The following is an 11,884-nucleotide window of genomic DNA, read 5'->3' on the forward strand; positions in this document are numbered from 1 at the left end:
AAATCTGTATTGGCCTATCAACCGCGCGCGATCAGCGCTGCGTCGGCTTCGACCTTTTCGGCCGCTCTCTGACGGATCAAGCGTTCAAGCTCATCCACCAGATTGTCATTGGTCAGCTTCTGCGCTGGCTTGCCGTCGATGTAAATCAGGTTAGGCGTTCCCCCAGTGAGGCCGATATGCGCCTCCTTGGCTTCGCCTGGACCGTTGACTACACAACCGATCACCGCGACATCCAGCGGTACCAACAAGTCTTCAAGGCGCACTTCCAGTTCGTTCATGGTCTTGACCACATCGAAGTTCTGCCGGGAACAGCTCGGGCAGGCAATGAAGTTAATGCCACGGGAACGAAGGTGCAGCGATTTGAGAATGTCGTAACCGACTTTCACCTCTTCGACCGGGTCAGCAGCCAACGAGATGCGGATAGTATCGCCAATCCCCTCGGCAAGCAGCATACCGAGGCCAACAGCTGATTTTACTGTGCCAGAACGCAGGCCACCGGCTTCGGTAATACCCAGGTGCAACGGCTGAATGATTTGCTTGGCGAGCAAGCGGTAGGCTTCCACCGCCATGAATACGTCGCTGGCTTTGACGCTGACCTTGAAATCCTGGAAATCCAGACGATCAAGATGCTCGACGTGCCGCAACGCGGACTCGACCAGCGCGGCCGGTGTCGGCTCGCCATATTTTTTCTGCAGGTCTTTTTCCAGTGAACCGGCGTTGACCCCGATACGGATCGAAATCCCACGGTCACGGGCGGCACTCACCACCGCGCGTACGCGGTCTTCGCGGCCGATGTTGCCCGGATTGATCCGCAGGCAGTCAACACCCAGCTCGGCGACGCGCAAGGCGATTTTGTAGTCGAAGTGGATGTCGGCAACCAAGGGGACCTTGACCAATTGCTTGATCCGGCCAAACGCCTCGGCAGCATCCATGTCCGGGACCGAAATCCGCACGATATCGACGCCAGCCGCTTCCAGACGATTGATTTGCGCAACCGTGGCCGCGACATCGTTGGTGTCGCTATTGGTCATGCTCTGCACCGCGATGGGCGCATCACCACCCACCGGGACGGAGCCGACCCAGATTTTACGAGATTCGCGACGCTTGATCGGTGATTCGCCGTGCATGACTTATTGCCCTAGCTTCAGGCGAGCGGTTTCGCCACTGGTAAAAGGTGCTATGTCCACAGGCTGGCCGTTATAGCTCACTTGAACACCGCGAGCAAAGCCCAGTCGTAAAGTGAGCGGCGGCTTGCCGGTGACATCCAGGTTCTCGCCCTTGCGCTTCACACCGCTGAGTAACACTTTGCCGTTGGCATCGGTCACTTGCGTCCAGCAATCGGAGACGTATTGCAGCTTGAGGTGGCCAGCACCCGCTACCGCAGCCGCAGGGTCCGCTTGCGGCGTAACAGGCGTCGTTGCAACGGTCGATGGCGCCACTGGCGTCATCGGAGTTGTGCGCACAGGCGCCGCAGGCGGTGTAACCGGGACGCTGGTCGAAGGCGTGCCAACGGCTGGAGCGGAAGGAGCAACAGGCGCCGTCGCGGCGGCTTCAGCCGCAGGCTCACCCGCGGCGAGAGGCAAAGGCGTCCCTTGAGAATCGGTCACGGCTTGATCTTCAGGCTCATCCAGCGGATGAATCTGGGTCGTGCCGTCAGCGCTTTCGACTTCGACGTGTTCAAGGCTGATCCCGGTCGACTCCTTGCCGCGCATCGACGTCTGATCCTGCCACCAGAAGAAACCGGCACCGACCAGAACCACCAGCAACAGCAAGCTGACAATGCGCAAAATATTGTGCGACAACCGCACCGGCTCTTCGATGCGACCCAGGCTGTGCACATTACTGCCATGGGCATCGGTGCCGGTGTATTGATCGAACTGCTGAACCAACGCGCTTTGATCGAGCCCGAGGAGTTTCGCGTAGGCACGGATGTAGCCCCGGGCGAAGGTATGCCCAGGCAGCTTTTCAAAATCACCAGTCTCAAGGTTACCCAAGGACGCGACAGTGAGGTTCAGCCTCGAGGCCACATCAGGCAGCGACCAGTTTTTGCTCTCTCGGCCCTGACGCAAGGTCTCGCCAGGGTTCACGCGAGTGCCTGCTACAACTTCGGGATGCGCCGCTTTCATCATTGCTCCGACAGGTATTGCTGATATTCCGGGCTACCGGGATAGAGTCTTTTTAGTTGCAGGCCAAAACTGGCTGCCTTGTCGCGATCATCGTAGATTTTTGCCAACCGCGTACCGAGCAATAGACTACGTGCATTTTGATCGCTCAGTTGGCTAAAACGGTCGTAATACTCACGCGCGGGCACATAATGCCTGTCTTCGAACGACAACTCAGCCATTTCCAGCAATGCGCGTGGCTGTTGGCGATCCAGACGCAAGGCTTTGGTGAAGTAGCCGGTGGCTTCGTCACGCTGATTGAGCCTCAGCGCGGTCATCCCCAAACTCTCGAAAACCCGCGAACGTTCCGGGTAGAGGGTGTCAGCGGCGGCCTGTTGAAAACGCTCGTAAGCTTCCTTGTAGCGCTTTTGCTCGTACAGGAAACTGCCGTAATTATTCAGGATTCGCGCATCGTTGGAACGCGCAGAAAGTGCCTTGAGGTATTGCTTGTCCGCCAGTTCCGGCTCCATTTCAGCCTGGAAGATCAACGCCAGCGCAGCATTGGCGTCGGGATCGGAGCTGTCCAGGTCGAGGGCTTTTTTCAACGGAACCTTGGCGCGCTCGGTGGAACCCTGCTGCAGATAGCCAATACCCAGTTGCACATACGCGGCGCGCGCCTGGTCACGACCCTTGCTGGTGCTCATCGGATCGACACTGCCCGACGAAACGCAGCCAGCCAGCACGTTGACGAAACACAGCAATAGCGCGGCGCGCAGGGTCATAGAGGTCCTCTCAGTCAGGTTCGAGTCGCAGCGCTTTGGGCCAGATCGGCCTCGGCACTCAACTCGCGCACAGCAATATAACGCTCACTGCGTCGTGTGCGATCCAGAACCTGGCCAACCAACTGACCGCAGGCTGCATCGATATCTTCGCCGCGCGTGGTGCGCACAGTGACGTTGTAACCGGCCTGATGCAACTGATCCTGAAAACGACGGATCGCGTTATTGCTTGGACGCTCGTAACCCGAGTGAGGGAACGGGTTGAACGGGATCAGGTTGATCTTGCAAGGCGTGTCCTTGAGCAGCTCAGCCATTTCGACCGCGTGCTCGACCTTGTCGTTGATGTCCTTGAGCAACGTGTACTCAACGGTCAGTACGCGCTTTTCGCCCAGGGTCGACATATAACGCTGGCAGGATTCGAGCAGGACCTTGAGCGGGTACTTCTTGTTGATCGGTACCAACTGGTTGCGCAGTGCATCGTTGGGTGCATGCAGCGACAATGCCAGTGAGACGTCGATGTGCTTGGACAGCTCGTCGATCATCGGCACAACGCCCGAGGTAGACAACGTCACCCGGCGTTTGGAAATGCCATAGCCCAGGTCATCCATCATCAGATGCATGGCGGCCACGACGTTATCGAAGTTCAGCAGCGGCTCACCCATGCCCATCATCACCACGTTGGTGATGGCACGGTCGACGGTTGCCGGGACGCTGCCAAAGGATTTGTTGGCAATCCACACCTGACCGATCACTTCGGCGGCGGTGAGGTTGCTATTGAAGCCTTGTTTGCCGGTGGAGCAGAAACTGCAATCCAGGGCACAACCCGCCTGGGACGAAACGCACAACGTGCCGCGTTTGCCTTGGGGGATGTAAACGGTCTCGACACAGCTGCCGGACGCCACACGCACCACCCATTTACGGGTGCCATCGGTGGAGATGTCCTCGCTGACGACTTCAGGACCGCGAATTTCAGCGCAGACCTTGAGCTTTTCGCGCAAGGCCTTGCTGACATTCGTCATGGCGTCGAAATCATCGACGCCAAGGTGGTGAATCCATTTCATCACCTGACCGGCACGGAAACGCTTCTCCCCGATCGAGTCGAAGAACTTCTCCATTTCCGGTTGAGTCAGACCCAACAGGTTTGTTTTGCCAGTCGATGTTGTCATGTTTTCACCCTCACTCAATGGCCTTAGGCCTTACGAGCGGTTACTTCGGTAGCGGCGAAGAAGTAAGCGATTTCACGTGCAGCAGCAGCTTCGGAATCGGAACCGTGTACAGCGTTGGCGTCGATGGAATCAGCGAAATCAGCACGGATGGTGCCAGCAGCTGCTTCTTTAGGGTTGGTAGCGCCCATCAGTTCGCGGTTTTTAGCGATGGCGTTTTCGCCTTCCAGAACCTGAACCACAACCGGGCCAGAGATCATGAACGCAACCAGGTCGCCGAAGAAACCACGAGCGCTGTGCTCAGCGTAGAAACCTTCAGCTTCAGCCTTGGACAGCTGCTTCATTTTCGAAGCAACGACTTGCAGGCCGGCTTTTTCAAAACGAGTGACGATCTCGCCGATTACGTTTTTTGCAACGGCGTCAGGCTTGATGATGGAGAAAGTACGTTGAACAGCCATGGTGTAACTCCAGAAACGGTAATTTTCGAAAAATTAAACCCGCGAATTATACGCGGGTTCTTTGGTATTGCCTAACCTGCAGCGCGGCTCAGTCGAGCTCTTCGATCCAGAGGGCCTGAATGGCCTCCAGAACTTTTTCGCCGCTGCGATCCGGCGCATCGTCGAACTCGGGCAATTCCATCACCCATTTACGCAGATCGACGAAGTTAAGCGATCTTGGATCAACATCCGGCTTGCTCTCAGCCAGCTGGATCGCGATTTCCTGCACATCAACCCATTTCAGACTCATAAGAACTCCTTGAATCAGTGCGGCGCTTCAGCCGCATGGTTGATTGTGTATTTAGGTATTTCGATGGTCAGGTCTTCATTGCCGACAATAGCCTGGCAGGACAAGCGCGATTGCGCCTCCAGCCCCCAGGCCTTGTCGAGCAAATCCTCCTCCAGTTCGTCAGCCTCATTCAGCGAGTCAAAACCCTCGCGAATGATGCAGTGACACGTGGTGCAGGCGCAGACGCCGCCACAGGCGCTCTCGATCTCGATATGGTTATCATGCGCCACGTCGAGAATGGAGGTACCGGGCGCGACCTCGACAACCAGACCTTCCGGGCACAGCACGGCATGTGGCAGAAAAATGATCTGCGGCATCAGTTATCCCTCAATTTCATTCAGATTGCGTCCCGCCAGCGCGGCTTTCACCGTCGAATCCAGGCGTCGGGCAGCAAATGCATCGGTCACCTGCGACAGACGCTTGGTCTGCAGCTCGATGGCAGGACCATCAGTGCCCCGCATCAATTCACTCAATTCTTTCATTTGCAGCTCGATCACCATCCGCTCTTCAGCGTCGAGCAAGCGCTCACCGTCCACGTCCAGCGCACCCTGCACCGCTTCGAGCAGACGCTGGGCGTCAACTTGCTGTTCGCGCAGTACACGAGCGACTTTGTCATCACTGGCGTGCTGGAACGAGTCCTTGAGCATGCGGGCAATTTCGCCGTCGGTCAGGCCATAGGATGGCTTGACCTGGATGCTCGACTCGATGCCCGAACCCAGTTCACGGGCCGCAACGTTGAGCAAGCCATCCGCATCGACCTGGAACGTGACGCGAATTTTCGCGGCACCAGCAACCATCGGAGGAATGCCTCGCAGCTCGAACCGAGCCAGGGAGCGGCAATCGCTGATCAGTTCCCGCTCGCCTTGCAGCACATGAATCATCATGGCTGACTGGCCGTCTTTATAGGTGGTGAAATCCTGAGCACGAGCAACGGGAATGGTGGTGTTTCGCGGAATCACCTTCTCCATCAACCCGCCCATGGTTTCCAGCCCCAAGGACAGCGGAATCACATCAAGCAGCAACAGCTCTTCACCGTCACGCTTGTTGCCTGCCAGCGTATCAGCCTGGATCGCAGCACCAATGGCCACCACTTGATCCGGGTCGATCTTGGTCAGTGGCTGACGACCGAACAGTTCGGCGACAGCCTCTCGCACTCGCGGCACACGGGTCGAACCGCCGACCATGACCACGGCTTCAACTTCGTCAATCTCGATGCCGGCATCGCGAACCGCGCGCCGACACGCCTTCAGGCTGCGCGCCAGCATGGGCTCAAGCAGCGCATCGAAGGCCTGGCGGGTCAGCACAGAATGCCAATCGCCATGCACGACTTCGACCGAATCGACTTCAGTCAACGCTTCTTTGGCCGCGCAAGCGGTTTGCAGCAGGCTGCGCTGCGCAGACGGATCGAGGTCGGCAGAAAGACCGGCCTCGCTCACGATCCAACTGGCGATCGCATGATCGAAGTCATCGCCACCCAGCGCCGTATCGCCACCGGTTGCCAAGACTTCAAAAACGCCGCCCGTCAGACGCAAAATGGAAATATCGAACGTACCGCCGCCCAGGTCATAAATAGCAACCACGCCTTCAGCGTGTTGATCCAGACCATAAGCCACCGCAGCAGCAGTAGGCTCATTGAGCAAACGCAGAACGTTAAGACCCGCCAACCGAGCCGCGTCTTTGGTGGCCTGGCGCTGGGCGTCGTCGAAATAGGCCGGAACGGTAATCACCGCCCCCACCAACTCGCCACCCAAGCTTTCTTCTGCACGCTGGCGCAGGACCTTGAGAATTTCAGCCGACACCTGCACCGGGCTTTTTGGCCCCTGAATGGTGTCGATGAACGGCATGTGCGATTCGCCACCCACAAATCGATAAGGCAGTTGCTCACCGAGTTGTTTGACGTCCGACAGTCCACGCCCCATCAGCCGCTTGACGGACAATACGGTGTTGAACGGATCGATAGCGGCGGCGTTTTTGGCGCTCCGCCCTACTTCGACCCGATCAGCGTGGTAGCGAACGACGGACGGCAAGATGACCTGCCCTTCGCCATCGGCCAGCGGCTCGGAAAGTCCACTGCGCAATGCAGCGACCAGCGAATTGGTAGTGCCCAAGTCGATCCCAACCGCCAGACGACGCTGATGTGGTTGGGGACTTTGGCCGGGTTCGGCGATCTGCAGTAGGGCCATACTTATCGAAATTCACAGGCGTGCGGCCAGGGCAGCACGGGGTTAATCGTCGAGGCGCTCTTCAAGCTGGCGCACTTCGTAGGTGAGCTTGTCGAGGAACTGCATACGCCGCATCAGCCGTTCGGCCAATTCACGTTGTGCAGCATCATCCCAACAGGCAGCGAAGCTTTCGTTCAGTTCATCCTGAGCGACTTTGAGCCGGCGCTTGAATACCGCAACACCCACCAGGTCGGCATCATCCTGCAAATCTTCAAGTTCCTCACGCCATTGCATCTGCTGCATGAGGAACTCGGGGTCTTGCACGGTGACTTCCAACGGCAACTCATTGCCCCCCAGCGTCAACAAGTAACGCGCCCGTTTCGGAGCGTTCTTGAGCGTCTGATAGGCCTCATTGAGACTGGCAGAGTGTTCTAGCGCCAGCCGCTGCTCACGCTCGGAGGCGTCAGCAAAACGGTCTGGATGTACGCTGCGCGCCAACTCACGGTAGCGCGTCGCCAACTGATCGAGATCCAAACGGAAACTTGGCTTGAGCTCGAATAAGGCGAAATGACAAGGAATACCCACGATCAGCCTCAGATATTGAAGCTTTCGCCGCAGCCACATTCACCGCGCGCGTTCGGGTTGTTGAACTTGAAGCCTTCGTTCAACCCTTCCTTGACGAAATCGAGCTCAGTACCGTCGAGGTAGACCATGCTTTTCGGATCGATGATCACTTTGACGCCGTGCAATTCGAACACAGTGTCTTCGCTGCCCGCCTCATCGACGAACTCCAACACATAGGCCAGACCGGAACAGCCCGTGGTGCGAACACCCAGGCGAACGCCGTCACCTTTGCCGCGCCCATCAAGGGAGCGACGTACGTGTTGAGCAGCAGCTTCTGTCATGCTGATAGCCATCGAAACTCCTTACTTGAATCAAGCTTCGTTAAAAAAGGCTCTGTTCAGAGCAAGCCTTTCTTTTGCTTGTAATCGCGAACAGCCGCCTTGATAGCGTCTTCTGCGAGTACCGAGCAGTGGATCTTCACGGGCGGCAACGCCAGCTCTTCAGCCAGCTGAGTGTTTTTGATGGTCTCTGCTTCATCCAGAGTCTTGCCTTTCATCCACTCGGTCGCCAGGGAGCTGGAGGCGATAGCCGAACCGCAACCGTAGGTCTTGAACTTGGCGTCTTCGATGATGCCGTGCTCGTTGACCTTGATTTGCAGGCGCATTACGTCGCCGCACGCCGGTGCGCCGACCATGCCGGTGCCAACATCAGGATCTTCCGCGTCCATCTTGCCGACGTTACGCGGGTTTTCGTAGTGGTCAATGACCTTTTCGCTGTATGCCATGGTGCTAATCCTCTCTCATCAGGTAGCCGCTCTTGCAGGCGACTTAATTAGTGCGCAGCCCACTCGATCTTGGAGATGTCGATACCGTCTTTGTACATATCCCACAGCGGCGACAAAGCGCGCAGCTTGGTGACGGACTCGCATACTTTCTGCGCGGCGTAGTCGATTTCTTCTTCGGTGGTGAAACGGCCGAAGGTGAAGCGAATCGAGCTGTGCGCCAGTTCATCGTTGCGGCCAATGGCGCGCAGGACGTAGGACGGCTCCAGCGAAGCCGAGGTGCAAGCGGAACCGGACGAAACCGCCAGATCCTTGAGCGCCATGATCAACGACTCGCCTTCGACGTAGTTGAAGCTCAGGTTCAGGTTGTGCGGTACACGGGAAATCATGCTGCCGTTGATGTACAGCTCTTCCAGACCTTCAACCTGCTTGAGGAAGCGAGCGCTCAGGGCTTTGATGCGTACGTTTTCAGACGCCATGTCTTCTTTGGCAACACGGAACGCTTCACCCATACCAACGATCTGGTGAGTCGCCAATGTCCCCGAACGCATGCCACGCTCATGTCCGCCACCGTGCATGGTCGCTTCAATGCGAACGCGCGGTTTGCGGCTCACGTAGAGCGCGCCAATACCTTTAGGGCCGTAGGTTTTGTGGGCCGAGAAAGACATCAGGTCAACCTTGAGGTTGGCCAGGTCGATTTCGACTTTGCCCGTGGACTGGGCCGCATCGACATGGAACAACACACCGCGCGAACGGGTCAGCTCACCGATGGCCGCGATGTCGTTGATAGTGCCGATTTCGTTATTGACGTGCATGATCGAGACCAGAATGGTGTCGTCGCGCAAAGCCGCTTCAACCATCGCAGGCGTGATCAGACCGTCTTCACCAGGCTCGATGTACGTGACTTCGAAACCTTCACGCTCCAGTTGGCGCATGGTGTCCAAGACCGCTTTGTGTTCGATCTTGTTGGTGATCAGGTGCTTACCCTTGCTGGCGTAAAAATGCGCAGCGCCTTTGATCGCAAGGTTGTCGGACTCGGTAGCACCGGAGGTCCAGACGATTTCACGCGGGTCGGCGTTCACCAGATCAGCGACCTGACGGCGGGCATTCTCCACTGCCTCTTCAGCTTTCCAGCCAAAGACGTGGGAACGCGATGCCGGGTTACCGAAGTTTCCGTCAACCAGCAGGCATTCACTCATTTTCTGCGCGACGCGCGGATCGACCGGGGTAGTCGCGGAGTAATCGAGGTAAATCGGCAATTTCATTGAATATCTCCTATCAGGCAGGCGCGCCGCGCATTCATCTGCGTTCATTCGACGGCGGACGTTTCAATCTTATCCAGCTGGGGCGTTCTGCATGTATTTCGACGCAGATCCTGGCGCTGAGCGACTTCTTGTACCTCACGGCGAGTCACAAGGTCAGCCAGGCTTATACCGCTAAGAAAATCGTGAATCTGCGAACTCAGGTCACACCACAAGTGGTGAGTCAGGCAGGTATCGCCCGCATGGCAATCACCCAGACCCTGGCAACGTGTTGCATCGACCGACTCATTGACCGCGTCGATCACCTGCGCGACCTGGATACCTTGCATGTCACGGGACAACTGGTAACCACCACCAGGCCCCCGCACGCTCGACACCAGATTACTGCGACGCAGCTTGGCGAACAGTTGCTCTAGGTAGGACAGGGATATGCCTTGCCGCTCGGAGATATCGGCCAGAGACACTGGCCCGTGCTGCGCATGTAATGCCAGGTCAAGCATGGCGGTTACAGCGTATCGGCCTTTTGTAGTCAGTCGCATGGCATGTACCACGGAGGTTCGGAATGACTGCGAGTATGCTATTCCCGAGTATTTAAGTCAACTATAAGACCGAGTAAATCAGTCGGGATTACCCGCAAACAACGGCGACATCATAACAAACGCAGGGGTGCATTGGCACACCCCTTAGGTCTAGTACCGGCGAGCCCGATCTGCCCTTCAGCCAGCCTTGGTTTCGCCGCCGTCTTTCACGCAGTCAAACACCTCGTCGTGCAACGCAGGCAGCTCTTTGGCGCAGTAATCACTGCCCAACGCGTTAAGCGCGCCACACATACCCTCAAGCCTCGCGTCGACCGCCTGCAGATGATCAAGCAGTTGACCAATCGCCCGTGCCACAGGGTCAGGCATATCTTCGCTGACGCCATAGGCATCGAAACCGAGCTTTTCAGCGATGGCTTTACGCTTGGCTTCCACGTCGTCGTCGGACTTGATGATGATCCGCCCCGGGATGCCCACCACAGTGGCACCGGCAGGCACCGCCTTGGTGACCACTGCATTGGAGCCGACCTTGGCCCCAGCACCGACCGTGAACGGCCCTAGCACCTTGGCACCCGCCCCGACAACCACGCCCGACTCGAGCGTCGGGTGGCGCTTGCCCTTGTTCCAGCTGGTTCCGCCCAGCGTCACCCCCTGATAGAGCGTGACGTCGTCGCCGATTTCCGCGGTTTCGCCAATCACGATGCCCATCCCGTGATCGATAAAGAAGCGCCGCCCAATCGTCGCCCCCGGATGAATCTCAATGCCGGTCAACCAGCGGCCGAAGTTGGACACCACGCGCGCCAGCCACTTCCAGTCAAGGGCCCACAGGTAATGCGACAAACGATGCAGCCAGATTGCGTGCATGCCGGGGTAGCAGGTCAGCACCTCAAAAGCGTTGCGCGCAGCAGGATCGCGATGGAACACACTTTGAATATCTTCTCGCAAACGCTCGAACATCATTGATCCTTCCGCTTATGGGGCTCGCCGCGCGCCACTTTCTGCGTCTCGGTAAGAATGCCCCGCAAAATATTCATCTCCGACCGGTACACCGCGCGACGACCGAACAGGCGACGCAAGCGTGCCATCAGGTGACGCGGGTTTTCCGTGTCGAGAAAACCGATATCAACCAGCGTGGACTGGAGATGGCCGTAAAACAGCTCCATCTCATCCATAGTGACTTCTTCCACGCTGCGCGCAGAGGCTACTTCGACCTTCTCGACCTTGGTCGGCTGCCCTTGCGCAGCGAGCCAGGACATCCGCACCTCATAGGCCAGCACCTGCACCGCTGCCGCCAGATTGAGCGAACTGAACTCAGGGTCCGAGGGGATATGGATGTGATAGTGACATCGCTGCAGCTCTTCATTGGTCAGGCCGGCATACTCACGACCGAACACCAGCGCCACCTCCGCGCCCTGCGCCGCCTGCTCGGACGCCATCACCCCGCACTCGCGAGGATCGAGCAGCGGCCAGGGGATTCGCCGATCACGCGCACTGGTGCCCAACACCAGATTGCAGCCGACCAGCGCGTCTTCCAGGGTCGCGACGACCTGCGCGTTTTCCAGGATATCGCTTGCGCCAGAAGCCCGCGCATCCGCTTCATGGTTAGGGAAAACCAGTGGATCGACCAGCACCAGGCGTGAAAGCCCCATGTTTTTCATGGCACGAGCAGCTCCACCGATATTACCGGGGTGACTGGTACCGACCAGGACAACACGAATATTTTGCAGCAATGCAAGTTCTCACAGACGG

15 protein-coding genes are annotated in these 11,884 nt (G+C 57.7%); all 15 read right to left on the bottom strand.

From position 1 onward, the window contains the following. Positions 1-17: 17 nt before the first annotated feature. The 15 genes from ispG to trmJ all read right to left on the bottom strand — a co-directional run bounded on the left by ispG (position 18) and on the right by trmJ (position 11,865). On the bottom strand, positions 18-1,127 hold the full coding sequence (gene ispG, locus AC1MEA_RS01650; RefSeq protein WP_219061135.1) for a flavodoxin-dependent (E)-4-hydroxy-3-methylbut-2-enyl-diphosphate synthase: 1,110 nt from the start codon (positions 1,125-1,127) through the stop codon (positions 18-20). A gap of 3 nt (positions 1,128-1,130) precedes the next feature. After that, positions 1,131-2,126 (bottom strand): RodZ domain-containing protein, encoded by a 996-nt coding sequence (locus AC1MEA_RS01655; RefSeq protein WP_449632973.1) that lies wholly within the window; start codon positions 2,124-2,126, stop codon positions 1,131-1,133. After that, the gene (pilW, locus tag AC1MEA_RS01660; protein ID WP_480916442.1) at positions 2,126-2,884 is read right to left on the bottom strand and encodes a type IV pilus biogenesis/stability protein PilW; all 759 of its coding nucleotides are present in this window, start codon (positions 2,882-2,884) and stop codon (positions 2,126-2,128) included. The genes AC1MEA_RS01655 and pilW overlap by 1 nt, the downstream gene beginning before the upstream one ends. 14 nt (positions 2,885-2,898) lie before the next feature. Beyond that, positions 2,899-4,047, bottom strand: a complete 1,149-nt coding sequence (gene rlmN / locus AC1MEA_RS01665) for a dual-specificity RNA methyltransferase RlmN (protein ID WP_480916443.1) — start codon at positions 4,045-4,047, stop codon at positions 2,899-2,901. Positions 4,048-4,070: 23 nt separating this feature from the next. Then, complete coding sequence (ndk, locus tag AC1MEA_RS01670) at positions 4,071-4,502, bottom strand: nucleoside-diphosphate kinase (RefSeq protein WP_219061131.1); 432 nt, start codon at positions 4,500-4,502, stop codon at positions 4,071-4,073. Positions 4,503-4,590: 88 nt separating this feature from the next. Further along, positions 4,591-4,791 carry a Fe-S cluster assembly protein IscX gene (iscX, locus tag AC1MEA_RS01675; RefSeq protein WP_219061130.1) on the bottom strand — a complete coding sequence of 67 codons (201 nt, stop codon included), beginning with the start codon at positions 4,789-4,791 and terminating at the stop codon, positions 4,591-4,593. A 14-nt stretch (positions 4,792-4,805) separates the two neighbouring features. Beyond that, a complete protein-coding gene (fdx, locus tag AC1MEA_RS01680) occupies positions 4,806-5,147 on the bottom strand; it encodes an ISC system 2Fe-2S type ferredoxin (protein ID WP_219061129.1) in 342 nt (113 codons plus the stop codon). A gap of 3 nt (positions 5,148-5,150) precedes the next feature. Beyond that, positions 5,151-7,013, bottom strand: a complete 1,863-nt coding sequence (hscA, locus tag AC1MEA_RS01685) for a Fe-S protein assembly chaperone HscA (protein WP_480916444.1) — start codon at positions 7,011-7,013, stop codon at positions 5,151-5,153. Positions 7,014-7,055: 42 nt separating this feature from the next. Next, positions 7,056-7,577 (bottom strand): co-chaperone HscB, encoded by a 522-nt coding sequence (gene hscB, locus AC1MEA_RS01690; protein WP_480916445.1) that lies wholly within the window; start codon positions 7,575-7,577, stop codon positions 7,056-7,058. An 8-nt stretch (positions 7,578-7,585) separates the two neighbouring features. Next, positions 7,586-7,909, bottom strand: a complete 324-nt coding sequence (gene iscA / locus AC1MEA_RS01695; protein ID WP_219061126.1) for an iron-sulfur cluster assembly protein IscA — start codon at positions 7,907-7,909, stop codon at positions 7,586-7,588. Positions 7,910-7,953: 44 nt separating this feature from the next. After that, on the bottom strand, positions 7,954-8,340 hold the full coding sequence (gene iscU, locus AC1MEA_RS01700; protein ID WP_219061125.1) for a Fe-S cluster assembly scaffold IscU: 387 nt from the start codon (positions 8,338-8,340) through the stop codon (positions 7,954-7,956). Between the two features lie 47 nt (positions 8,341-8,387). Further along, the gene (locus AC1MEA_RS01705) at positions 8,388-9,602 is read right to left on the bottom strand and encodes an IscS subfamily cysteine desulfurase (protein ID WP_480916446.1); all 1,215 of its coding nucleotides are present in this window, start codon (positions 9,600-9,602) and stop codon (positions 8,388-8,390) included. Positions 9,603-9,646: 44 nt separating this feature from the next. Further along, on the bottom strand, positions 9,647-10,138 hold the full coding sequence (iscR, locus tag AC1MEA_RS01710) for a Fe-S cluster assembly transcriptional regulator IscR (protein ID WP_219061123.1): 492 nt from the start codon (positions 10,136-10,138) through the stop codon (positions 9,647-9,649). A gap of 177 nt (positions 10,139-10,315) precedes the next feature. Beyond that, positions 10,316-11,092, bottom strand: coding sequence for a serine O-acetyltransferase (cysE, locus tag AC1MEA_RS01715; RefSeq protein WP_480916447.1), 777 nt, complete (start codon positions 11,090-11,092; stop codon positions 10,316-10,318). Next, a complete protein-coding gene (gene trmJ / locus AC1MEA_RS01720) occupies positions 11,092-11,865 on the bottom strand; it encodes a tRNA (cytosine(32)/uridine(32)-2'-O)-methyltransferase TrmJ (RefSeq protein ID WP_219061121.1) in 774 nt (257 codons plus the stop codon). Before trmJ ends, cysE begins: the two co-directional genes overlap by 1 nt. Positions 11,866-11,884: the final 19 nt, after the last annotated feature.

It is taken from the genome of Pseudomonas sp. ASL8, assembly GCF_056680355.1.

Coding starts and splice junctions, on each gene's coding strand:
- ispG (WP_219061135.1), bottom strand. CDS start 1,127: ATGCACGGCGAATCACCGATCAAGCGTCGCGAATCTCGTAAAATCTGG.
- AC1MEA_RS01655 (WP_449632973.1), bottom strand. CDS start 2,126: ATGAAAGCGGCGCATCCCGAAGTTGTAGCAGGCACTCGCGTGAACCCT.
- pilW (WP_480916442.1), bottom strand. CDS start 2,884: ATGACCCTGCGCGCCGCGCTATTGCTGTGTTTCGTCAACGTGCTGGCT.
- rlmN (WP_480916443.1), bottom strand. CDS start 4,047: ATGACAACATCGACTGGCAAAACAAACCTGTTGGGTCTGACTCAACCG.
- ndk (WP_219061131.1), bottom strand. CDS start 4,502: ATGGCTGTTCAACGTACTTTCTCCATCATCAAGCCTGACGCCGTTGCA.
- iscX (WP_219061130.1), bottom strand. CDS start 4,791: ATGAGTCTGAAATGGGTTGATGTGCAGGAAATCGCGATCCAGCTGGCT.
- fdx (WP_219061129.1), bottom strand. CDS start 5,147: ATGCCGCAGATCATTTTTCTGCCACATGCCGTGCTGTGCCCGGAAGGT.
- hscA (WP_480916444.1), bottom strand. CDS start 7,013: ATGGCCCTACTGCAGATCGCCGAACCCGGCCAAAGTCCCCAACCACAT.
- iscA (WP_219061126.1), bottom strand. CDS start 7,909: ATGGCTATCAGCATGACAGAAGCTGCTGCTCAACACGTACGTCGCTCC.
- iscU (WP_219061125.1), bottom strand. CDS start 8,340: ATGGCATACAGCGAAAAGGTCATTGACCACTACGAAAACCCGCGTAAC.
- AC1MEA_RS01705 (WP_480916446.1), bottom strand. CDS start 9,602: ATGAAATTGCCGATTTACCTCGATTACTCCGCGACTACCCCGGTCGAT.
- iscR (WP_219061123.1), bottom strand. CDS start 10,138: ATGCGACTGACTACAAAAGGCCGATACGCTGTAACCGCCATGCTTGAC.
- cysE (WP_480916447.1), bottom strand. CDS start 11,092: ATGTTCGAGCGTTTGCGAGAAGATATTCAAAGTGTGTTCCATCGCGAT.